This window comes from Schumannella sp. GW821-FHT10F01 (assembly GCF_058809295.1).
The window spans coordinates 271,813-292,879 of record NZ_JBXASM010000001.1; the positions used below are offsets into that span (position 1 = coordinate 271,813).

A 21,067-nucleotide genomic window follows, 5' to 3' on the forward strand; every position below is an offset into this window, starting at 1 on the left:
CGATCGAGACGGAGACGTCATGACATCCTCAACCGCCACCGTGCCCGCGATCGAGATCGATCGCGTCAGCAAGACCTACGGGGCGACGAAGGCGCTGCAGGACGTCTCCGTCTCGATCCTCCCGGGCCAGGTGCACGGGCTGATCGGCCGCAACGGCGCCGGCAAGTCCACCCTGCTCCGGATGATCACCGGCCTCGAGACCCCGGACACCGGGGCCGTGCGCTTCTTCGGCGAGGAGGCCCCGCCCGCGGCCGACGCGAAGGCGTGGCAGCAGCGCGTCGCCTGCGTCTACCAGCGCCCCTCCGTCTTCACGAACCTGACCATCGCGGAGAACCTGTTCGCGGGACGCCTGCCTCAGAACGGCGGCCGCGTCTCCTGGCGCCGCATGGTGTCGGAGTCGGAGCGCATCCTCAGCGACTGGCGCATCGACCTCGACCCGCGCTCGCTGCTCTCGGACGCCCCGATCGAGGAGCGCCAGATGCTCACGATCGCGAAGGCGCTCGAGGCGGGCACCCGCATCGTGCTGCTCGACGAGCCGACCGTGCAGCTCGAGGGCTCCGCGATCCGGCGCCTGTTCGACAAGGTGCAGGAGCTGCAGGAGGCGGGCGTCACCTTCGTCTTCGTGTCGCACTTCCTCCGCGAGGTCACCGCGATCTGCGACTCGGCCAGCGTGCTCCGCGACGGGAAGCTGCTCTGGTCGCGCACCGGCGACGACGTGCGATCGGACGACCTCGTCGACGCGCTCCTCGCCGGGCAGGAGCAGCGGCGCCATCGCGTCGAGAGCGCAGCCGCCGCGCCCGACGCGGCTCCGGCGCTCGAGGTGCGCGGCGCCTCCGAGCGCGGCGGCGCGTTCACCGACCTGTCGTTCCGCGTCGCGCCGGGCGAGCTCGTCGCGATCGGCGGCGTCGGCGGCTCCGGCAAGTACTCGGTCGGCGAGGCGATCGCCGGCCTCCGCCGTCTCGGCGACGGCGCGATCGTGGCCGACGGCGGCAAGGTGCGCACCGGCAGCGTCAAGGCCAGCCAGCGCGCGGGCATCGGATTCGTGCCGGCCGACCGCCACAAGGACGGCTACGTGCCGCAGCTCAGCGTCGCCGAGAACATGACCATGGGCGTGATGGACAAGCTCGCCCCCCGCGGCGTGTTCTCCCCGCGCAAGCAGACCGCCATGTCCGCGACGCTCATCCAGGACGTCGCGCTCGTGCCGCCGAACCCGAAGCTCGCCGTCTCGGGCCTCAGCGGCGGCAACCAGCAGAAGGTCGTGCTCGCCCGCGCGCTCGCCCGCGATCCGCGGGTGCTCGTGCTCATCTCGCCGACGGCGGGCGTCGACATCGCGGCGAAGGATGCGATCTACGCGCTCATCCTCCGCGCGCTCGCCGACGGCGTCGCCGTCGTGCTGATCTCCGACGACGTGGAGGAGCTGCTCGTCAGCTCGCGCGTCCTCATCATGCGCGAGGGCCGCGTCGCGGCCGAGCTCGCCGATCCCACCGAAGAAGACATCGTTCGAGCCATCGAAGGCCTGGAGTGAATCCGTGACCAGCGTCCGCACCACCGTCATCAGCACCACCCGCGTCAAGAACCCCGTGCTCGGCGCGGTCGTGCGCAACGTCCGAGAGCTCAGCGTGCTGCCGGGGCTCATCATCGTCGCGATCATCGGCGCGATCGTGAGCCCGGCGTTCCTGTCGGCCGCGAACCTGACGCTGATCCTGCGCCAGTCGGCCGAGCTCGGCATCGTCGTGATCGGGCTCACGTTCATCCTGCTCACCGGCAAGCTCGACATCTCGCTCGAGTCGACGGTCGGCCTCGCGCCGATGGTCGCCGCATGGCTGCTCATCCCGGCCGCCATGGGCGGGCTCGGCACGATGATCGACCCGTTCACCGCGATCCTGCTCACGCTGCTGATCGGCGCCGCCATCGGGCTCATCAACGGCCTGCTCGTCGTCAAGGTGAAGCTCGACCCGTTCATCGTGACGCTGGCGATGCTCATCCTGCTGCGCGGTGTGACGCTCGGCGTCAGCTCGGGCAAGACCCTCGCGGGCCTCCCGGACGCCTTCCGCTACATCGGCTCGGCCCGCTGGTTCGGCGTCCCGGCCGCGATCTGGGTGACCGCGATCCTGTTCCTCATCGCGGGCCTCGTGCTGCGCTACACCGCGTGGGGCCGCGCGCTCTACGCGATCGGCGGCAACGCGGATGCGGCGCGCGCCGCCGGCATCCGGGTCGACCTGGTGCTCATCGTCACCTTCGTCGTCGCGAGCACGCTCGCCTCCTTCGCCGGCCTCATGCTCGCCGGCCGCCTCGCGTCCGTCACCTCGGGCATGGGCGAGAACCTCATCTTCAGCGCCCTCGCGGCGGCGGTGATCGGCGGCGTGCAGCTCACCGGCGGTCAGGGCCGGATCGTCGGCGCGCTGATGGGCGTGCTGCTGCTCGGCACCCTCACCAACGTGCTCACGCTCGCCGGGGTGCCGACCTTCTGGATCAACGCCGTCTACGGCGGCGTCATCCTGCTCGCCCTGCTCGTCGGCCGCTTCGGCTCGCGCGGCTCCCGTTCCTAGCTCCCTCGCACCACGTCCGACAGGAGGACACCATGTCCGATCTCCGCACCATCAGCGCCACCGTCGTCGCCGAGCTGGGCGAGGTGTTCCAGCGCGTGCCGCTCGAGAACATCGAGGCCGCCCTCGACGCGCTCGAGCGCCACCAGCGCATCTTCGTGCTCGGCATCGGCCGCGAGGGTCTCGGGTCGAAGGCGTTCGCGATGCGCCTCACCCACTTCGGCAAGACCGTGCACTGGGGCTGGGACGACACCACGCCGGCCGTCACGGCGGACGACCTCTTCATCATGCCGAGCGGCCCGGCGAACATCCCGCACCTGCACTACATCGCCGAGCAGGTGAAGAAGACGGGCGCGACCCTGCTCGTCGCCACAGCCATGCCCGACGGCCCGACCGCGCGGCTCGCCGACATCGTGCTGCAGATCCCGGCCCGCACCTACGGTGCGGACGGCGACGTGGTCGACACCGTGCAGCCGATGGGCAGCCTGTTCGAGCAGTCGCTCTGGATCTTCTGGGACGTGCTCTACCTGCTGCTCGTGCAGCGCACCGGCGCCCGCTTCGAGGACCTCGTCGCCCGCCACCGCAACTTCGAGTGAGCCCGGTCGGGCGCCTCCGGGCGCCCGACCCCCACCCACGCGTCACCCTCGTCTCAGGTGCTGTACGTACAAGCAGTACGATGCGTACAACACCATCGAAAGGACCTCCATGCCCCTCGTCAGCGGACTCGACGTCATCGGCGAGTGCACCTCGCGCGGTCTCGTCGCCGGCGCGTTCAATACCACCAACATCGAGACCACGATGGGCATCGTCCAGGCCATCGAGCGCGTCGGGGTGCCGACCTTCATCCAGGTCGCGCCGACCAACGTCGCGCTCTCCGGCTACGAGTACATCTACGACATGGTGAGCCGCCGGCTCGCCGACTGCCCGGTGCCGGTCGCGCTCCACCTCGACCACGGCAAGAACCTCGCCGCCGTCGAGGGCGCCCTCGCCGCCGACTTCACGTCGATCATGATCGACGCCTCGGAGGAGCCCTACGAGGAGAACCTGCGCATCTCCGCGATCGCCCGCGAGCTGACCCCGGCCTCCCTCGCGCTCGAGGCCGAGCTCGGCAGCATCGGCGGCAAGGAGGACGACCACGGTCCGGAGATCGAGCACACCACCGACCCGAGCCAGGTCGTCGAGTTCGTCGACGCCGTGCGCCCCGACATGCTCGCGGTGTCGGTCGGCAACGTGCACGGCTACTCGCCGACGGCCCGCATCGACTTCGAGCTGCTCGGCCAGGTGCGCGACGCCAGCAGCGTGCCGCTCGTCATCCACGGCGGCTCCGGCCTCCCGCCGGAGCAGCTCGGCCGCCTCGCCGAGTTCGACGTCGTCAAGGTCAACGTCGCGAGCGACCTGCGCAACGCCATGATCCGCAGCTTCGGCGAGGCGTACATCGCCGACCCGAACGAGGTGTCGCTCATCCGCGTCTCGAAGAACGCCGTCGCGGCCATCGCGGATGTCGTCGAGGCGCGCATCCGGCAGTTCAACCCGTCCGCCGCCTGATCGGATCCGTCGCCATGCAGCCCGCCATCACCGTCGACATCGGCACCACGAGCGTCAAGCTCGGGGTGTTCGACGCCGAGGGACGCGTCACCGCCTCGGCGCGCTTCGGCACGCCGACCCGCGGCGACGGCCTCGGCGAGATCTACGAGGTGGAGTCGCTGCAGCGGCAGGTCGGCGAGTTCATCCACGGGCTCGATCCCGCCGAGCGCGCCGCGGTGCGCCGCATCGCGATCACCGGCGTCGGCTCGTCCGGCGGCCTCGTGCGGCCGGACCTCACGCTCGCCTCGCCGATGATCCTGTGGGACGACCAGCGCGGCGCGAGCCGGCTCGCGGAGCTCGACGACGCCGAGCGCAGCCTGCTCTACCGGATCACCGGCATCCCGGCGAGCGGCAGCTATGCGCTCTCGAAGATCGCCTGGGCGCTCGACTTCGCCCGTGGCGCCGCCCGTGGCGCCGCCCGGGGCGCCGCCCGGGGCGCCCAGTGGCTCAACATCGCCGAGCATCTCGCGGCGCTGCTGACCGGCGAGCGCTGGGCCGAGTACTCGCTCGCGAGCCGCACGATGGCGCTCGACCTCGGCACGCGGACCTGGTCGGCGGAGGCGTGCGCGCTGCTCGGCGTCGACGTCGCGGTGCTGCCGGAGCTCCGCACGGCGTCGCAGGGCACGGCCCTGCGACGCGACGTCGCCCGCGACCTCGGGCTCGACCCGGCCGTGCAGGTGCACGTCGCCGGCCACGACCACATGGTCGGCGCGGTGGGCGCCCAGTCGGCGCGCGGGGAGCTGTTCGACTCGACCGGCACCACCGAGGGCGTGCTCATGCTCGACGACCACCCGAGCACCGAGACCTGGGCCGAGCGGGCCAAGCTCGCCAACGGCATCGCGTGCGCGGGCGACGAGTTCACCCTGTTCGCGTCCATCCCGACCGGCGGATCCGCCTTCGCGACGCTCCAGCACCTGCTCGCCCTCGACGCCGAGGCGCTCGGCGCGCGGACGGAGGCGCTCCACGACCGCTGGATCGCCGGCGGCATCGACCTCGGCCGCGTGCCGCTCGTGCTGCCGCGCTTCCGCGGCTCGCCGCCGCCGGAGAAGAACCCGCGCGCCCAGGGCGTCATCGCCGGCGTCGTGACCGACACCACGATCGACGAGCTCGTGTTCGGCAGCTTCCTCGGCCTGGCCGTGCAGTTCCTCGACGTGCTCGACCTGTTCCCCGCGCGCCCCGATCTCATCAAGGTGATCGGGCCCGCCGCCCGCAACCCGCTCTGGCTGCAGCTCAAGGCGGACCTGCTCGGCACGCCGCTCTCCGTCTCCCGGTTCCCGGAGGTCGTCTCGCGCGGCGCCCAGGCCCTCGCGTCCGGCGAGTCCGGCGACTGGGCCGCGTGCGATCCGCGCGAGGTCGGCGTCGACGACGACCGCCGCGGCCGGCTGGCCGCGTGGCGCGACGACACCCGCGACCGCTGGGACCACCTCAAGGCCATGCCCTCATGAACACCGAAAGGGGAGCGATGACGCTCGTCGCCGGGATCGACTCGTCCACCCAGGCGTGCAAGGTGACCGTGCGCGACCGCGCCACGGGCCGGGCCGTGCGCGAGGGCAAGGCCTCGCACCCGGCCGGCACGATCATCGAGCCGGAGGCCTGGTGGGCGGCGCTGCTGCTCGCGGTGCGCCGCGCCGGCGGGCTCGACGACGTCGAGGCCGTCTCGGTGAGCGGCCAGCAGCACACGCCGATCTTCCTCGACGACACCGGCGCCGTCGTCTGCCCGTCGCCGCAGTGGAACGACACCGGCTCGCACGCCCACATGATGCAGCTCAACACCGAGCTCGGCCGCGACGAGTGGATCCGCCGCACCGGCCTGCCGCTGACGCTGTCGGACACCGCGCCGAAGCTGCGCTGGCTGCGCGAGCTGCACCCGGATGCGGTGCGCCGCACCGCCGCGGTCGCCATCGTGCACGACTGGCTCACCTGGCGCCTCCGCGGCTTCGGCCCGGGTTCGGGCGCGCTCGACGAGCTCGTGACCGACCGGTCGGAGGCCAGCGGCACCGGCTACTGGTCGGGCGAGACCGGCGAGTACACGATGGACCTCTTCGAGCACGCGCTCGGCCGGCAGGCCGTCGTGCCGCGCGTGCTCGGCCCGCTCGACCGCGCCGGCGTGACCGGCGCCGGCATCCCCGGCGTGCGCGCCGGCATCCCGATCGGCGTCGGCAGCGGCGACAACGCGGCGGCCTCGCTCGCGCTCGGGCTCGAGGAGGGCGACGCGGTGCTCTCGCTCGGCACCTCCGGCGTCGTCTACGCCCGCTCGTCGTCGCCGGTGCACGACTACGCCGGCTATGTCTGCAGCTACGCGGACGCCACGGGCGACCACCTGCCGCTCGTCGCGACGCTCAACGCGGCGCGCAACCTCGACGTCGCCGTCGGGCTGCTCGGCACGAGCCACTCCGAGCTGTCGGAGCTCGCGCTCTCGGCCGACCCCGGTGCGGGCGGCCTCACCCTGCTGCCGTACTTCGAGCACGAGCGCACGCCCGACCTGCCGACGGCGCGCGGGTCGCTGCACGGCGCCTCGCTCGTCAACCTCACCCGGCCGAACTTCGCGCGCGCCGTGATCGAGGGCACGCTCGCCAGCCAGGTCGAGATGCTCGACGCACTGCACGCCTGCGACGTGCCGACGCGGCGGCTGCTGCTCATCGGCGGTGCCGCGCAGAGCCCGGCCGTGCAGGTGGTGCTCGGCCAGATGGTCGACATCCCGATCTCGGTTCCGGCGCCGGACGAGTACGTCACGATGGGCGCCGCGATGCAGGGCGTCGCGGCCGCCGAGGGGGTGTTCCCGCAGTGGACCGCCGAGCGCACGGACCTCGCGCCGCGCGCGCAGGAGTCGCGGATCGCCGCCCAGCACGCCGCAGCCAAGCAGTCGCTCGGCTATGCCGCGGTGGTGCCGGACTCGGTCGCGGGGCTGACCGTCTGACGCCGGCGGTGCCGGGTGTGCGGAGCGGTCGGCGGCGCCCGGGTATCGTGCACAGCATGGGGAGCCCGGGGCGGATCGCGGTCGCCTGCGGCGTCGATCTCGGCTCCACGAACACGAAGGTCGTGCTGCTCGACGAGACCGGCACGGTCGTCGCGCGCGTCATCCGCCCGACCCCGCGCGACTCCGAGGACCTGCTCATCGACGGCCGCGCGCTCGTCGAGGTCGTCGAGGACATGGTGGTGGCGGCCTGCGGCGGCCTGTACGAGATCCGCGCGGTCAGCGCCGCGGGGGTCGGCGAGGACGGCGTGCTGGTCGACGACCGGCTCAGCCCGCTCACGCGCGCCCTGGCGTGGTTCGATCCGCGGCGCCAGCGCGTGTTCCGCGAGCTGCGGCCCCGCCTCCACGGCGACGAGGTGTTCGACGCCGAGAGCGACGCCGTGAAGACCATCGTCGGCTGGGCCTGGGCGCGGGATCAAGCCGAGGCCGCGGCGGCGAGCGGATGGCTGGCGCTGACCGACCTCGTCAGCGCCCGATGGGCGGGACGCGCGTTCCTCAGCGACACCCTGGCGTCGCGCACCGCCGCGTGGCGGTCGACGGACCGCCGGTGGGACCTCGACCGCGTCGAGCTCACGCTGGGGTCGGCCGACCTCCTGCCGCCGGTCGTCGCCACCGGCGAGATCGTCGGGCCGCTCGCCTCGCCGGATCTCCGCGCCGCCGGCGTGATCGCCGACGACGCGGTCGTCGTGGCGGGCGGGCACGATCATCCGGTGGCCGGCTGGGGCGTCGACCGGATGTCGCCCGGCGCCGTGCTCGACTCCATGGGCACCGCGGAGGTCGTCGTCGCCCAGATCGCGGCGTCGGCGCCGCCGTCGCGCGAGGGCATCGACGTCGCGCCCGGCATCCGCTCGACCGGCACGACCCTGCTGCGGGTGGAGGAGCTGGCCCGCAACGTGCAGTGGGCCTCGCACGACGCCGACGTGGCCTCGCAGATCCGCACGCTGCTCGACGGCAGCGCGGCGCCGATCGCCGTGTTCGACTCCGGCTACTTCCGGCCGGGGCGCCACGGCGGCGGTCGGCCGTCCTACGCCGTCGACACGCCTCGCGACCCGGCAGTGCGCGCCTCCGCGGTGCTCGGCGCGCTCGCGATCGCCGGACGCGAGGCCGTCGACGCGGTGCGTGCGGGTGCGGCGGGCCGGGGCGACGTCCGGCTCGCGGGCGGCTGGGCGCGGTCGCCGGGCTGGGTGGAGATCAAGAGCGCGGTGAACGGCTACCGGGCCGCGCCGGTGCTCGAGCCGCAGGTGACGGCGGTCGGTGCGGCGCTGCTCGCGGCGGAGGCGATCGACTGGACGCCCGATCCGCAGCGCGCGCTCGGCGGCTTCACCTCCTCGATGCTCGGCTGAGGCCTCCCGCGGCCGGGCTCCCGGCTCAGCCGGCGGAGACGTCGACCTCGAGCGGGATGATGTCGGTCAGCACCCAGGTCTCGTAGTAGTCGAAGCGGCGGTGCGCGGCGTCCCAGGAGAGCGAGCGCACCCGGAGCACGGGCTGGTCCGCGTCGATCCGCAGGTGCGTCGCCACGTTCTCAGGTGCGCGCATCGCGCGGATGACCCGGTGCGCACCGCTCGTGACGAACCCGGCGCCGCGCAGCGTCTCGTTGACCGAGCCGGTGCCGTCGAGCACGCCGGTCGCGGCGGCGATCGTGCGCCCGATGTCGGCGGGGAACCAGTTCGTGCTGAACATGGCGAGCTTGCCGTCGAGCGAGCGGGCGCGCTGCAGCGCGAACACCTGGCCGCCCTCGCCCGTCTCGAGCGCCTCGGCGACGTGCTGCGGCGGCACGACGAAGCTCGCGTCGAGCACGTCGGTGCTGATGCCGGTGCGGCCCTGGCGGATCTGGCTCTCGAGGAACCCCTGCTGCACCGTCCAGCCCGCGGACCGGTCGGGCGACGAGGCGAAGACGCCGCGCCGCGGCACCCGCCGTGCGTACCCTTCCGACTCCAGCTTCGACATGGTCTGCCGCACCGTCGCGCGGGAGAGGCCGAACTCGCGGCAGAGCTCCATCTCGCTGGGCAGCCGCTCCTCGGCGGGCAGCGAACCCGAGACGATCCGGTCGCGGAGGATGCCGAACAGCTGCTCGTAGTACGGAATCGGCGAGTCGCGCTCGATGGTCTGCGTCACGTCGGGCCTCCCTCTCGCCGTCGATCGTATAAGCCGTCCGCGCTGGATGGACGGGACGGGCCGTCCGGACAACCGTGTCGCGACGCCTGTAGTGTACGTACTGACCATACAAAGCGGAAGAAGGACGGATGCCGGACACGCAGACGATGGAGGAGCCGTCGACCGAGACCGGCACGCTGTTCCTGCACCCCGACCGCAACCTCGCGCTCGAGCTCGTGCGGGCGACCGAGGCGGCGGCCATCCGGGCGGTGCCGTTCATCGGGCGCGGCGACAAGAACGCGGCCGACGGCGCCGCGGTCGACGCGATGCGCAAGTTCCTCGGCACCGTCAACTTCGACGGCGTCGTGGTGATCGGCGAGGGCGAGAAGGACAAGGCCCCGATGCTGTTCAACGGGGAGCGCGTCGGCAACGGCCGCGGTCCCGCCTGCGACATCGCGGTGGACCCGATCGACGGCACCTCGCTGACCGCGTCGGGGCGGCGGAACGCGATCTCGATGATCGCCGCGGCCGACCGCGGGGCGATGCTCGACGCGCACACGGTGTTCTACATGGAGAAGATCGTCACCGGTCCGGAGGGCATCGGGGTGGTGGACCTGCGGCAGAGCGTCGCGGAGAACATCCGGGCGCTGGCGAAGGCGAAGGGCAAGCCGGTGGGGGAGATGTCGATCGGCGTGCTCGACCGGCCGCGGCACGAGGGGCTGATCCAGGAGATCCGCGAGTCGGGTGCCGGCACACGGCTGCTGCTCGACGGCGACGTCGCCGGCGGCATCGACGCGGCGTCCTACGACGGACGGCTGGACATGTGCATCGGCACCGGCGGATCGCCGGAGGGCGTCGCCACGGCGTGCGCGATCAAGGCGCTCGGCGGGCTGATCCAGACCCGGCTCGCGCCGAAGACGGACGAGGAGAAGCAGCGCGGCCTCGACGCCGGGCTGCAGTTCGACCACGTTTACACGGCGGACGAGCTCGTGAAGGGCGACAACACGTTCTTCGTCGCGACCGGCGTGACCGACGGAAACCTGGTGTCCGGCGTCCGCCGCAAGGGACCGGTCATCCGCACCGAGTCGATCGTGCTCCGCGCCCGCTCCGGCACCATCCGTCGCGTCATCGCGGACCACCTCGCCGAGAAGTGGCTCGACGGCGACGACTCGCTCTGACCCCGACCCCGATGACTGAGCCGCCCTCGGGTGGCTGAGCCGCCCTCGGGTGGCTGAGCCTGTCGAAGCCCCCTCGCGCCCCGCTCGCCGCTGTGGTCCACTGTGCGCATGACCTTCGCCGTCGTGTCCGTGCACTCGCCGAAGCCCGAGCACCGGGCCGCCGTGCTCGACTCGATGCAGCGGTACGGCCGCGTCGCCCGCGAGCAGCCGGGCCTCCTCTGGACCGGCGTCGTCGACGACGACAGCGGCCGCTTCGTCGGCGTCGCGATCTGGGAGTCGGAGGAGGCCGCGGCCGCCGCACGCCCCGCGCTCATGGCGGAGGTCGGCGACGACCCGTTCGACACCTGGGACGAGATCCCGATCGACGGTCTCCGCGGACCCGTGCGCTGAGGGGCGCAGCCCATCGTGCCGCGATGTCCTGCCGACGAAGGTGCTCATCGGCAGGACGGGCACCCGACTACGCGGTGGCGCCGAAGAGCGACCGGTAGTCGCCGTAGCCCTGGCTCTCCAGCTCGTCCACCGGGACGAACCGCAGCGCGGCGGAGTTGATGCAGTAGCGGAGGCCGCCCTGGTCGGCAGGGCCGTCCGGGAACAGGTGGCCGAGGTGGCTGTCGCCGTTCGCGGAGCGCACCTCGGTGCGCCGCATCCAGAAGCTGCGGTCGTCCTTCTCGACGACGTGTGCCTTCTCGATCGGACGGGTGAAGCTCGGCCAGCCGGAGCCGGAGTCGAACTTGTCGGTGGAGGAGAACAGCGGCTCGCCGGACACGATGTCGACGTAGATGCCGTCGGCGTGGTTGTCCCAGAACTCGTTGCGGAAGGCGGGCTCGGTCGCGTCCTCCTGCGTCACCGCGAACTGGTTGCGGGTGAGCTTCGCGACGGCTTCGGGGCTCTTGCGGTAGGTCGTGTCGGTCATGGGGTCCTCGTCTCGTCGGAGCCGCTGGCTGCGGCTCTCGGGAAGGAGAACATCAGGACGGCACGGGACGTTCCCGCACGTCCGATGAAGATGCACGAATCCGCCCCCGCGCGCCGTTGCACGCGGCCCCTCGCGGCGGACAGAATCTTCCCTGGCGTCGATCGCATCCCGACCTCGCCCTCCGCATCGTTCGCAGAGAGGCGAAGGACCGCAGCATCATGGCGCCACCGATTCCCCGCATCATCACGGCCGTGCCCGTCGCCTTCCACGACGACGGATCGCTGGATGCCGCCGCCTCGGAGGCGATCCTCGAGTTCGTGGCCGCGTCGGGCGTCGACGGCGGGTTCCTCACCGGCACGACCGGGGAGTTCCCGGCGCTGGAGCGCGACGAGCGCGACGAGCTGACCCGGCTCGCGCTGCGCACGCTCGACGGGCTCGAGAACTACGTGCACGCCGGCGCCGCGAGCGCCGTGCAGACCGGCGCGCTCATCGACGACGCGCGCGACGCCGGGGCGACCCGCATCGCGGTCATCACCCCGTACTACCTCGCCGCATCGCGCGGCGACGTCGTCCGCTGGTTCGAGCAGGCGGCGGAGCGGGCGGCGGGGCTCGAGCTGTACCTCTACCTGTTCCGCCAGCGCACCGGCGTCGCGGTCGACCCGGAGCTGCTCGCCGAGCTCGCCACCCTGCCCGGCATCCGCGGCGCGAAGATCTCCGGCGAGTCCGCCGACGCGCTCGCCGAGTACTGCGCCGCGGTGCCCGACGACTTCGTCGTGCTCACCGGGCAGGATGCGCTCGTCGGCGACATCGTCGGACTCGGCGGGTACGGGGTCGTGTCGGGCGTCTCGTCGTGCCTGCCGGAGCTGTTCCTCGCGGTGCGGTCCGCCCTGGCCGACGGCGACGCGGATGCCCTGGCCCGCGCGCGGCGCGCGGTCGACGACGCCGTCACGGCGATCGACGGCGACATCGCACGGGTGAAGACCGTGCTCGAGATCCGCGGGGTCATCCCCGCCTCCGGCTGCCGCATGGCGGTCGGCGCACCCGACGCGGACGTCCGCGCACGACTGGAGGAGCTGGTGGCGGAGCATGTCTGACGCGGACCTGATGCGGGCGTTCGTCGTCCGAGGACCGTCGATCGGCGGTGTGGGGCTCGTGCCGCGCCCGGTCGTGCGCCCCGGCGCGGTCGTCGTCGACGTCGAGCGAGTCGGCATCTGCGGCACCGACCGCGAGATCTTCCACGGCGGCGTCATCGACGAGGGCCACCGCAAGCCGGAGGGCCTCCGACTCGGCCACGAGTGGGTCGGCACCGTCACGGCCGCCGACGAGGCGGACGCGGAGTGGATCGGCCGGCGCGTGACCGGCGACACGATGGTCGGCTGCGGCGTCTGCCGGCTGTGCCGCACGGGGCGCCACCACGTCTGCCCGAACCGCTCCGAGATCGGCGTCTGGGGCGATCTGCCCGGGGCGCTCGCCGAGCAGCTGCTGGTGCCGGTCGTCGCGCTGAAGCCGCTCCCCGACGGGATGACCGACACCGAGGGCGCCCTCATCGAGCCGGGCGGCAACGCCTGGCGCGCGATCGACGCGGTGCACGCGCAGCCGGGCGACCGGGTGCTCGTCTGGGGCGTCGGCTCGATCGGCCTGCTGGCCGTGCAGCTGCTCGTCGACCGCGGTGTGCGCGTGCACGCCGTCGATCCGCGTCAGGAGGGCCGGGATGCCGCGCTCGCCGCCGGCGCGGAGGCCGTCTTCGGCCCGGACGACCTCACCGCCGAGATGGCGCCCGGCCTGGAGTACATCGGCGCCGTCGAGGCCTCGGGCGCGCCGAGCGCGCCGGAGCGGCTGCTCGAGCTGGTCGAGCCGGCCGGCCGGCTCTCGTTCATCGGCGTCGCCCGCGTGCCCACCCCGCTCGACACGCGCTACCTCGCGTTCCGCGACATCACCGCGGTCGGCATCCTCGGGGCGTCGCGCGGGCTCGTGCCGGTCATCGAGCTGTTCGCGGCCGGCCGCCTGAACGCGGACCAGCTCGTGGCGGGCGTCATCGGACTCGAGGCCGTCGCCGGCATCCTGTCGGGCGACATCCCGGAGGAGCTCCGCGCGAAGCCGAAGATCCAGGTCGACCCGCGGATCCCGCCGGGGGAGTAGGGATGTCGCCGACGGCCTGGGCGATCACGGCCGTGCTCGTCGCCGGCTGGATCGGCCTGGTGGTCGTCGAGGTTCGGCGACTGCTCCGACGGCGGGCTGCCGACCTCCGTCGTGCGCAGCCCGACGGACGCCACGCGGGGTCGTTCCGGCTCGGGTACGCGGTGGGTCCGGTAGCTGAGATCGCGATCGGGGCGGTCGTCGTCGCGGCGACCGCGACGGTCGCGACGCTCGTCGTCCGATGAGCGACGCCGCCGCGCGCCCGGCTCACCCGGACAGCGCCAGCCTCAGAGCGACGGCGTGTGCGGCGGTCCGACCTGCCGGATGAAGGAGTGGCGGCAGGGAACTCCTGCCGGATGAAGGAGTTCCGCGTCGCGGCGGCGGCGACTGCTGCAGTTCGAAGCGTCGGCCGCCCGGATCTCCTTCATTCGGCAGTGGATCCCGATCGACCTCCACCGACGAAGTCGCCGCCGCGCGCTCAGCTCAGCCGGACGCCGCCCGCCTCAGCCGAGCAGGATGCGGCTCGGCACCGGGGCGGCCGCCACGCCCGTCGCGATCCGGTTGCCGGCGGCGAGCCACCCGGTGACGCCGCCGACCAGCACGCGCGTGCGCAGACCGAACCCGGCGAGCAGCTGCGCTGTGGCGGTCGCGACCGTGTCGTCCGTGTCGTCGTAGACGATCACCTCGGAGTCGCGCGTGACGCCGAGGCGGCGCACCGCCCGCTGGATTCGCGGCAGCGCGACCGTCGGCGGCAGCGCGATCGCCTCGCCCGGCAGCAGGGCCGGTGCCTCGCCGTCCGCCGACCGTGCGCCCGGGATGTGGCCGCGCAGGTAGCGGTCGCGGTTCTCGCGCACCGGCCCGCCGCGCGCGTCGAGCACGATCGCCGGCGCCCCCTCGATCCGGAGCGCGCGCAGCTGCTCGGTCGTGACCGTCTCCGGCGTCTGATCCCCCATGACGTTCCCCTCTCGTGTCGACGCGGTCGCGCCGTGCTGAGGAGTGTCACGCCATCGGGTGGACGGCGCCAGGAAGATGACCGGATGCGTCCGTGCGTGACGCATTGCGACCCCGCGTTCCGCGGCCACGACCGGGGGCTGCCGCCGGCTTTGCGCTCAGCGGCGGAGCAGCCGCAGCGCCGAGACGAGGAAGAACACCCCGCCGACGATCGCGTAGCCCGCGACGCCGGTGGCGCTCGTCGCGCCCTGGACGCCCTGGAACGCGAAGGCGAAGCCCACCAGCACCGAGAGCCCGCCGCTCACGATGAGCGGCCACTGGCCTCCGAGCCGGCGTCGTCCGGCGCCGGTGAGCAGCTGCGCGGCGCCCGACGCGATCGCCCAGACGCCCCAGACCACGAGCACGGCGGCGACGGACGACAGCGAGGCGATGCCGAGCGCGATCGCCGCGACGACGCTGACCACGAGGTTCGCGGCCGCGCTCGCACGGGACCGCGACGGATCGGTCGCGCGGCGCCACTCGATCGCGGCGGCGACCGCGTCCACGAGCGGGTAGACGATCACGAGCACGGTGAGCAGCGGCGGAGCCCCCGCAGCCGGGACGGCGATGAGCAGCACCGCCCAGATCACCGCGAACGCGAAGCGCGCGAAGTACAGCGGGCGGAGCACCGCCGCGATCGGGGACGGGGTGGTGGGTGCTGTGGTCGACATGGCGGTTCCTCGCGCTCGGGGCTTGCTGGATATTGTAGAGTTACTAGTACGTCTACATGATGGACCATAGAGTGATGCGGACCCGCGGCGCAACCGCGGATGGAAGGACGACGCGGGTGGCGGGCAGCGGAGCGGCGACGCGGGAGCGCATCCTCGACGCCGCGAGCGAGCTCTTCTACGCCGGCGGCATCCGCGCGACGAGCGCCGACCGCGTCATCGAGCGGGTCGGCATCACGAAGGTCACCTTCTACCGGCACTTCCGCACGAAGGACGACCTCGTCGTCGCCTACCTCGAGCGCCGCGCCGCCTGGGAGCGCTCGGCGGCGGCGGCAGCGGGCGCCTCGGCGGACGACGCGGTCGTCGCGCTCCACGCGATCGCGGCCGGCATCGGCGCCGAGAGCTGCCGTCCCGGCTTCCGAGGCTGCCCGTTCATCAACGCGGCCGCCGAGTACCCGGACCCCGAGCATCCGGCGCGGCGGGTCGCCGACGCGCACCGCGAGTGGATGCGGCAGGCGTTCGTCGACCTCGCCCGCGAGGCCGGAGCGGATGACGCCGAGGCGGTCGGGGGCCAGCTCATGATGCTCCGCGACGGCGCCATGATCGGCGGCTACCTCGGCGATCCGGAGACGGTCGGCGCGACCCTGGTCGCCGCGTTCGACGCCGTGCTGCGGGCAGGCGCACCGGCAGCGGGTGCTGCGCGATTCTCAGGCTGAGCGCCGCATCCGGTGCGTCGTCGATCCGTCGAGCCGTCGCGGCCCGCGCAGCCTGAGAACCGTGCCCCGCGCTAGCGGTTCTCCTCGAGCCCGATCGGCCACTGGCTCTCGTCGACGGGCGGACGCAGTGCGGTGAACGCCGCCTCGAGCTCCGGGTCGATCGGGTCGGACGCGGCGCGGACGGCCGACTCGAGGTGCGCGAGCTTCGTGGTGCCGACCACGGTGGTCGCGGCGCCGGAGCGCCAGATCGAGTACTGGTTCGCGAGGTAGCCGAGGTCGACGCCGCGCTCGACGGCGAGCGCGCGCATCGCCTCCGCGCTGCGCTGCACGGCCTCGCCCGCCGGGTGCTGCCCGGGCATGTTCGTGCCGTGCGGCGCGAGCAGCCCGAGCGCGACCGCCGCGGCGTTCATGACGCCGACGCCGTGCTCGTCGGCGAGCGGCACGATCCGCTCGGCGAGCGAGTTGTCGAGCAGCGTGCCGTGCGCGAACGTCAGGATCGCGTCGACGCCGGTCTCGCGGATGACCCGCTCCATGGTCGGCAGTGCGTACCCGGTCATGCCGATGAAGCGCACCTTGCCCTCCGCCTTGAGCTCCTGCAGCGCGGCGACGCTGTCGCTGAACACCGGGCCGAGCGGCACGAACTCGATGTCGTGCAGGTGGAACACGTCGACGTAGTCGGTGCCGAGCAGCCGGAGGCTGTTCTCGAGACTCGACCGCAGGCGGGCCGGGGAGAAGTCGAACGGCTCGCCGCTGTAGCGCCCCGCCTTGGTGGCGAGGATGACGCGGTCGCGGTGTCCGCGCAGCGCGACGCCGAGTCGCTCCTCCGCGCTGAAGTACATCGGCGCCGTGTCGATGAGGTTGACCCCGAGGTCGAGCGCCGTGTGCACGACGCGCACGGCGTCGTCGATCGTGGCCGGGCCGAACATCTCGCCCATCGGGCCGGTGCCGAGGGCGACGGGGGCGACCTGCAGGCCGGTCCGTCCGAGCAGGCGGGACTCCATCGTCGGAACCTCCAGGGTCGTGTCGGGCTGACCGTCAGCGAGTCGACGCTAGCGGCCCCGGGCGGTCAGCCGCGGAATCCGCGCCGGTACGCGGCGGGGGAGCGCCCGGTCTCGCGCGTGAAGGCGTCGTAGAACGCGCTCTGCGATCCGAAGCCGGAGGTGGCGGCGATCCCGCCGACGGAGGCGCCGGTGGTGATGAGCAGGCGCTGCGCCTCCGCCACGCGACAGCGCACGAGGTAGGCGCCGATCGTGACGCCGAGCGCGGAGCGGAACGCCGTCATCGCGGTGCTCGGATGCAGGTGCGCGACCGCGGCCACGTCGGCTACCCGGATCGGATCACGGAACCTGGTCGCGATGAAGCCGGCCATCGCGGCCACCCCGTCGGACACCGTGCCGGAGGCGCCGGGCGCGGGCACCGGATCGGCGTCGGCCGCGCGCAGGACCCGGCGCACGAGCGCCTGCGCCTCGAGCAGCGCGATCTCGGTGGCCTCCGCGTCGCCGGCGTCGGAGCCGGTCCGATCCGCGGCCCAGCGCGCGAACAGCGACGGCAGGTCGCCGAGCGGGGCCGCCTCCACGACGACGGGCCGGTCGCGGAGCAGGCGGCCGAGGGCGTCGTCCGGCAGGCGCCAGCCGAGCGCGATGGCGAGCGGGATGTGCAGCCAGGCCGCCTCGGCGGGGGCGTCGTCCGCCGGCTCCGCGATCTCCGGCGATTCGACGAGCCGGTGCGGCGTCGCCGCCCAGAACAGTGCGAGGCGTCCCGCCGCGACGCTGAGCGGCCGCCCGCCGAAGACGTAGTCGAGCCGCCCGCGCGTGACCAGGTTGAGCTCGAGGTCGTCGTGCCGGTGGGCGCGCGGCATGCGCGGCGCCGGGCCGTGGTGCATCCAGATGCCCGGCGGCTCGGCGAGCACGTCGATCGCCGCGTCGGCACCAGCGCTCACGCTCGCACCCTACGACGCCCGGCGAGGATCCCGGAAGCCTTGGCGCGGAAGTCGGAGGCGCGACCGGGATCGTCGTCCGTAGCGTGGCCGCATGACCAGTGCTGCTCCTCAGATCACCATCATCGGCGCCGGCGGCTTCGTGTTCCCGTTCCGCCTGATCGGCGACCTGCTGAGCTTCCCGGCGCTGCAGTCCGCCCGGCTCGTGCTCATGGACCTCGACGCCGGACGCCTCCGCCGCACCGCGGATGCCGCGCGCGAGCTGCGGGACCACTACGGGTTCGCCGCCGACATCGTCGAGACGACCGACCGCCGCGAGGCGCTGACCGGCGCGGACTTCGTGATCATCACGTTCCAGGTCGGCGGCGTCGAGGCCTACCGCCACGACGTGGAGATCCCGCGGCGCTACGGCGTCGACCAGACCGTAGGCGACACGGTCGGCCCCGGCGGGGTGTTCCGCTTCCTCCGCTCGGTCGACCCGTACGCCGCCATCGCCGCCGACGCGCGCGAGCTCTGCCCTGACGCCGTGTTCATCAACTACGCCAACCCGATGGCTATGGCGACGGGCTTCCTCAACGCCCAGGGCATCCGCGCGGTGGGGCTCTGCCACAGCGTGCAGGGCACGACGCGGATGCTCGCCCGCACACTCGGCATCCCCTACGAGGAGATGCACTACGTCTCGGCGGGCATCAACCACCAGGCCTGGCTGCTCGAGCTGAAGCGCGGCGGCGAGGACCTCTACCCGCGCCTGCACGAGCTCATGCGCGCGAAGCACCTGGCCGGCGTCTCCGGCCGCCTGGGCCCCTCGAAGCCGGACATGATCGCCGACGACGGCGACCACACCGGCATCGCGGAGGGCGACTCCGACTACGAGGGCGGCAACGAGCAGGTGCGCACCACGATCATGGAGGCGTTCGGCTACTTCCAGACGGAGTCGAGCCACCACGCGTCGGAGTACCTGCCGTACTTCCGCAAGAACGCCGAGCTCGTGGAGAGCTACATCCCGGAGCGCTGGGACTACTACGAGATCTGCGTCGCGCACGACGAGCAGGGTGACGTCGACCAGCAGCTGGCGCGGCTCAAGGAGCACCTCGAGCCGTCCGTCGAGTACGGGGCTTCGATCGTCAACGCGGTCGTGACCGGCGTGCCGACCGTGATCTACGGCAACGTGCCGAACGACGGGCTCATCTCGAACCTGCCCGCGGAGGCGACGGTCGAGGTCGCCTGCCTGGTCGACCGCAACGGCGTGCAGCCGGTCGCGCTCGGCGACCTCCCGCCGCAGCTCGCGGCGCTGAACCGCACGAACATCAACGTGCAGCTGCTGGCGCTCGCCGCGGCGCTGACCGGCGATCGCGAGCACGTGCACCACGCGGTCGCGCTCGACCCGCTGACGAGCGCGCAGCTGACCCTGGAGCAGGCGCGGGCGATGACGGACGAGCTGCTCGAGGCGCACCGCGACCGGCTCCCGGCGGCGCTGCGCGGCTGAAGCTCAGCTCGCTGCGGCTGCTGCGGCTGCTGCGGCTGCTGCGGGGGCGTGCTTCTTGCGCTTGCCCTTCGACAGCGTGAGCGCGGCCGCACCTCCCGCGCCGGAGCCGCCGGTCGGCATCCGTCCGTCGCAGCCGTTCGACGAGTCCCGGATCCGCGCCGCGATGCCGGAGGCCGGTCCGTTCGGCTGCCGGGATCTCCGGATCGGCCGACGGCTCGCGGGCGCGTCGCGCTGAGTCCGCGGCCGAGTCCGAGGACGCGGCTGCGGCTACTCGCGGACGGCGATCCAGGCGGTCATCGGCTTCCAGCCCTCCGGCAGCTCGCCGGTGCCCTGGGGCAGGTAGGCGAGGTCGATCGAGTCCCCGGTCTCGTCGCTCTGCCGCGACAGCGCGAGCACCGTGTTGCCGGCGGACGATCCGGTGCCGCCCGGAACGGTGACCATCGCGACGGAGCCGCCCTGCGTCAGGGCGAGGTAGATGTCGCGGCCGTCCCAGTGCCCCTCGAAGCGCGTCGACGTCGGGTCGATGCTCGCGGTGAGCTCCGAGGCCGGCAGCACGTCCTCGGGCGCCTGCGGCGTGGCGGTGAAGCCGGCCGCCGTGGTCGCGGCGACGTCGCTGAAGAGGATCGGGTCCATCGTCGACTTCGGGTGCTCGAGCGCGTCCCAGTCGTAGAGCGGCGCGCATCCGCTGAGCACGCCCGCGGCGAGCACCGCGGCCGCCGGGATCGAGAGTGCGCGGCGCATGCCTCGACGGTAGGTCGGTGGCGCGGCCGCGGACAGTCCCGCAACCGGGGGCGGTCGCCGGGAGATGTGCGTGCGGTGACCGTCAGGTGAACGGAGGACGGATGCGGGCTGGGCGTCGCCTGGCGCTCTGCCGTCTCGGCGGGACGAGCGCCGATGCTGGAGTCATGACCGAGATCACCGCCCACCACGGGCTCTTCCGGAACACGAAGCTCCACGTCGACGACACCGGCGGCTCCGGACGCCCGGTCGTGCTCATCCACGGCTGGCCGCTCTCCGGCGAGTCCTGGTCGGAGCAGGTGCCCGCGCTCACCGCGGCCGGCTACCGCGTCATCACGTACGACCGCCGCGGCTTCGGACGCAGCGACAAGACCTTCACGGGCTACGGCTACGACTCGCTCGCCGCCGATCTGGACTCGGTGATCACCGAGCTCGATCTGCACGACGTCACACTGGTCGGCTTCTCGATGGGCGGCGGCGAGGTCGCCCGCTACGTCGGCGAGTTCGGCACGGAGCGCCTGCACAGCGTCGTGTTCGCCGCCGCGGTGCCGCCGTACCTCGCGCAGACGCCCGACAACCCGGATGGGCCGCTGTCGAAGGAGCAGGCGGACCAGATGGAGGCCGGGCTGAGGTCGGATCCGGCAGCCTTCTACGACACCTTCACGACGCAGTTCTACTCGGTCGGCGACGAGCTGAAGGCGACACCCGAGCAGAAGCAGGACGCCATCCGACTGGCGCTGCAGGCGGACACGCACGCGGCGCTGAAGGCGATGGAGGCGTTCGGCACGACCGACTTCCGCGACGACCTGCCGAAGGTCACCGTGCCGACGCTCGTGATCCACGGCGACGGCGACGGCGTGGTGCCGTTCGAGGGATCGGGTGCTCGCACCCACGCCGGGATCGCCGGCAGCGAGCTGGTACTGGTCGCCGGAGCACCCCACGGTCTCAACGTCACGCACGCCGACGAGTTCAACCGCGCGCTGATCGCCTTCCTCGCGAAGTGAGCGGTCTCGCGAAGTGAGCGGTCCGGCGAAGTGAGCGGTCCGGCGAAGTGAGCGGTCTGGCGAAGTGAGCGGTCTGGCGAAGTGAGCGGTCTCGCCGAGTGAGC

22 protein-coding genes are annotated in these 21,067 nt (G+C 73.0%); 15 read left to right on the plus strand and 7 right to left on the minus strand.

Going from position 1 to position 21,067, the window contains the following annotated elements:
- The first annotated feature begins 19 nt into the window (after positions 1-19).
- The 7 genes from AC1RSJ_RS01440 (at position 20) to AC1RSJ_RS01470 (ending at position 8,447) form a co-directional block, all read left to right on the plus strand.
- The gene (locus tag AC1RSJ_RS01440) at positions 20-1,525 is read left to right on the plus strand and encodes a sugar ABC transporter ATP-binding protein (protein WP_493116535.1); all 1,506 of its coding nucleotides are present in this window, start codon (positions 20-22) and stop codon (positions 1,523-1,525) included.
- A gap of 4 nt (positions 1,526-1,529) precedes the next feature.
- Positions 1,530-2,549: an ABC transporter permease gene (locus AC1RSJ_RS01445; RefSeq protein ID WP_493116536.1), complete on the plus strand. Its 1,020-nt coding sequence runs from the start codon at positions 1,530-1,532 to the stop codon at positions 2,547-2,549.
- Positions 2,550-2,581: 32 nt separating this feature from the next.
- The gene (locus tag AC1RSJ_RS01450) at positions 2,582-3,142 is read left to right on the plus strand and encodes an SIS domain-containing protein (protein WP_493116537.1); all 561 of its coding nucleotides are present in this window, start codon (positions 2,582-2,584) and stop codon (positions 3,140-3,142) included.
- A gap of 109 nt (positions 3,143-3,251) precedes the next feature.
- Positions 3,252-4,091: a class II fructose-bisphosphate aldolase gene (locus AC1RSJ_RS01455; RefSeq protein ID WP_493116538.1), complete on the plus strand. Its 840-nt coding sequence runs from the start codon at positions 3,252-3,254 to the stop codon at positions 4,089-4,091.
- A gap of 14 nt (positions 4,092-4,105) precedes the next feature.
- The gene (locus AC1RSJ_RS01460; protein WP_493116539.1) at positions 4,106-5,575 is read left to right on the plus strand and encodes an FGGY-family carbohydrate kinase; all 1,470 of its coding nucleotides are present in this window, start codon (positions 4,106-4,108) and stop codon (positions 5,573-5,575) included.
- Between the two features lie 17 nt (positions 5,576-5,592).
- Positions 5,593-7,047 (plus strand): FGGY family carbohydrate kinase, encoded by a 1,455-nt coding sequence (locus AC1RSJ_RS01465; protein WP_493116540.1) that lies wholly within the window; start codon positions 5,593-5,595, stop codon positions 7,045-7,047.
- A gap of 56 nt (positions 7,048-7,103) precedes the next feature.
- Positions 7,104-8,447 (plus strand): FGGY-family carbohydrate kinase, encoded by a 1,344-nt coding sequence (locus AC1RSJ_RS01470; RefSeq protein WP_493116541.1) that lies wholly within the window; start codon positions 7,104-7,106, stop codon positions 8,445-8,447.
- 25 nt (positions 8,448-8,472) lie between these two features.
- Here AC1RSJ_RS01470 and AC1RSJ_RS01475 read toward each other — a convergent pair whose 3' ends face one another.
- Positions 8,473-9,219, minus strand: a complete 747-nt coding sequence (locus AC1RSJ_RS01475) for a GntR family transcriptional regulator (protein ID WP_493116542.1) — start codon at positions 9,217-9,219, stop codon at positions 8,473-8,475.
- 128 nt (positions 9,220-9,347) lie between these two features.
- Between AC1RSJ_RS01475 and glpX the strand changes: the two genes are divergently transcribed.
- Together glpX and AC1RSJ_RS01485 are read left to right on the plus strand one after the other, a co-directional pair.
- A complete protein-coding gene (gene glpX / locus AC1RSJ_RS01480; protein WP_493116543.1) occupies positions 9,348-10,376 on the plus strand; it encodes a class II fructose-bisphosphatase in 1,029 nt (342 codons plus the stop codon).
- Positions 10,377-10,484: 108 nt separating this feature from the next.
- Positions 10,485-10,766 (plus strand): antibiotic biosynthesis monooxygenase, encoded by a 282-nt coding sequence (locus AC1RSJ_RS01485; protein WP_493116544.1) that lies wholly within the window; start codon positions 10,485-10,487, stop codon positions 10,764-10,766.
- A 67-nt stretch (positions 10,767-10,833) separates the two neighbouring features.
- Here the strand turns inward: AC1RSJ_RS01485 and msrB are convergent, their stop codons facing one another.
- Positions 10,834-11,289, minus strand: a complete 456-nt coding sequence (gene msrB / locus AC1RSJ_RS01490; protein WP_493116545.1) for a peptide-methionine (R)-S-oxide reductase MsrB — start codon at positions 11,287-11,289, stop codon at positions 10,834-10,836.
- Between the two features lie 218 nt (positions 11,290-11,507).
- Between msrB and AC1RSJ_RS01495 the strand changes: the two genes are divergently transcribed.
- From AC1RSJ_RS01495 to AC1RSJ_RS01505, 3 genes are read left to right on the plus strand one after another with little or no spacing between them, the layout of a single operon-like run.
- A complete protein-coding gene (locus AC1RSJ_RS01495) occupies positions 11,508-12,383 on the plus strand; it encodes a dihydrodipicolinate synthase family protein (RefSeq protein ID WP_493116546.1) in 876 nt (291 codons plus the stop codon).
- On the plus strand, positions 12,376-13,428 hold the full coding sequence (locus AC1RSJ_RS01500; RefSeq protein WP_493116547.1) for a zinc-dependent alcohol dehydrogenase: 1,053 nt from the start codon (positions 12,376-12,378) through the stop codon (positions 13,426-13,428). Before AC1RSJ_RS01495 ends, AC1RSJ_RS01500 begins: the two co-directional genes overlap by 8 nt.
- Before the next feature lie 2 nt (positions 13,429-13,430).
- Entirely contained in the window at positions 13,431-13,670 is a 240-nt protein-coding gene (locus AC1RSJ_RS01505) for a hypothetical protein (protein ID WP_493116548.1), read from the plus strand.
- A 258-nt stretch (positions 13,671-13,928) separates the two neighbouring features.
- Here the strand turns inward: AC1RSJ_RS01505 and AC1RSJ_RS01510 are convergent, their stop codons facing one another.
- Both AC1RSJ_RS01510 and AC1RSJ_RS01515 read right to left on the minus strand, forming a co-directional pair.
- On the minus strand, positions 13,929-14,378 hold the full coding sequence (locus tag AC1RSJ_RS01510; protein WP_493116549.1) for a rhodanese-like domain-containing protein: 450 nt from the start codon (positions 14,376-14,378) through the stop codon (positions 13,929-13,931).
- Between the two features lie 156 nt (positions 14,379-14,534).
- Positions 14,535-15,086 carry a hypothetical protein gene (locus AC1RSJ_RS01515; RefSeq protein ID WP_493116550.1) on the minus strand — a complete coding sequence of 184 codons (552 nt, stop codon included), beginning with the start codon at positions 15,084-15,086 and terminating at the stop codon, positions 14,535-14,537.
- A 116-nt stretch (positions 15,087-15,202) separates the two neighbouring features.
- On the opposite strand from AC1RSJ_RS01515, the gene AC1RSJ_RS01520 reads away from it, so the two are divergent.
- The gene (locus AC1RSJ_RS01520) at positions 15,203-15,799 is read left to right on the plus strand and encodes a TetR/AcrR family transcriptional regulator (protein ID WP_493116551.1); all 597 of its coding nucleotides are present in this window, start codon (positions 15,203-15,205) and stop codon (positions 15,797-15,799) included.
- Between the two features lie 71 nt (positions 15,800-15,870).
- Here the strand turns inward: AC1RSJ_RS01520 and AC1RSJ_RS01525 are convergent, their stop codons facing one another.
- Together AC1RSJ_RS01525 and AC1RSJ_RS01530 are read right to left on the minus strand one after the other, a co-directional pair.
- Positions 15,871-16,800 carry an aldo/keto reductase gene (locus AC1RSJ_RS01525; RefSeq protein WP_493116552.1) on the minus strand — a complete coding sequence of 310 codons (930 nt, stop codon included), beginning with the start codon at positions 16,798-16,800 and terminating at the stop codon, positions 15,871-15,873.
- A 65-nt stretch (positions 16,801-16,865) separates the two neighbouring features.
- Positions 16,866-17,738, minus strand: a complete 873-nt coding sequence (locus tag AC1RSJ_RS01530) for a helix-turn-helix domain-containing protein (RefSeq protein ID WP_493116553.1) — start codon at positions 17,736-17,738, stop codon at positions 16,866-16,868.
- 91 nt (positions 17,739-17,829) lie between these two features.
- On the opposite strand from AC1RSJ_RS01530, the gene melA reads away from it, so the two are divergent.
- Positions 17,830-19,221 (plus strand): alpha-galactosidase, encoded by a 1,392-nt coding sequence (melA, locus tag AC1RSJ_RS01535; protein WP_493116554.1) that lies wholly within the window; start codon positions 17,830-17,832, stop codon positions 19,219-19,221.
- Positions 19,222-19,488: 267 nt separating this feature from the next.
- Here melA and AC1RSJ_RS01540 read toward each other — a convergent pair whose 3' ends face one another.
- Positions 19,489-19,962, minus strand: coding sequence for a hypothetical protein (locus AC1RSJ_RS01540; RefSeq protein WP_493116555.1), 474 nt, complete (start codon positions 19,960-19,962; stop codon positions 19,489-19,491).
- A 164-nt stretch (positions 19,963-20,126) separates the two neighbouring features.
- Between AC1RSJ_RS01540 and AC1RSJ_RS01545 the strand changes: the two genes are divergently transcribed.
- Positions 20,127-20,963: an alpha/beta fold hydrolase gene (locus tag AC1RSJ_RS01545; protein WP_493116556.1), complete on the plus strand. Its 837-nt coding sequence runs from the start codon at positions 20,127-20,129 to the stop codon at positions 20,961-20,963.
- The last annotated feature ends 104 nt before the right edge of the window (positions 20,964-21,067 follow it).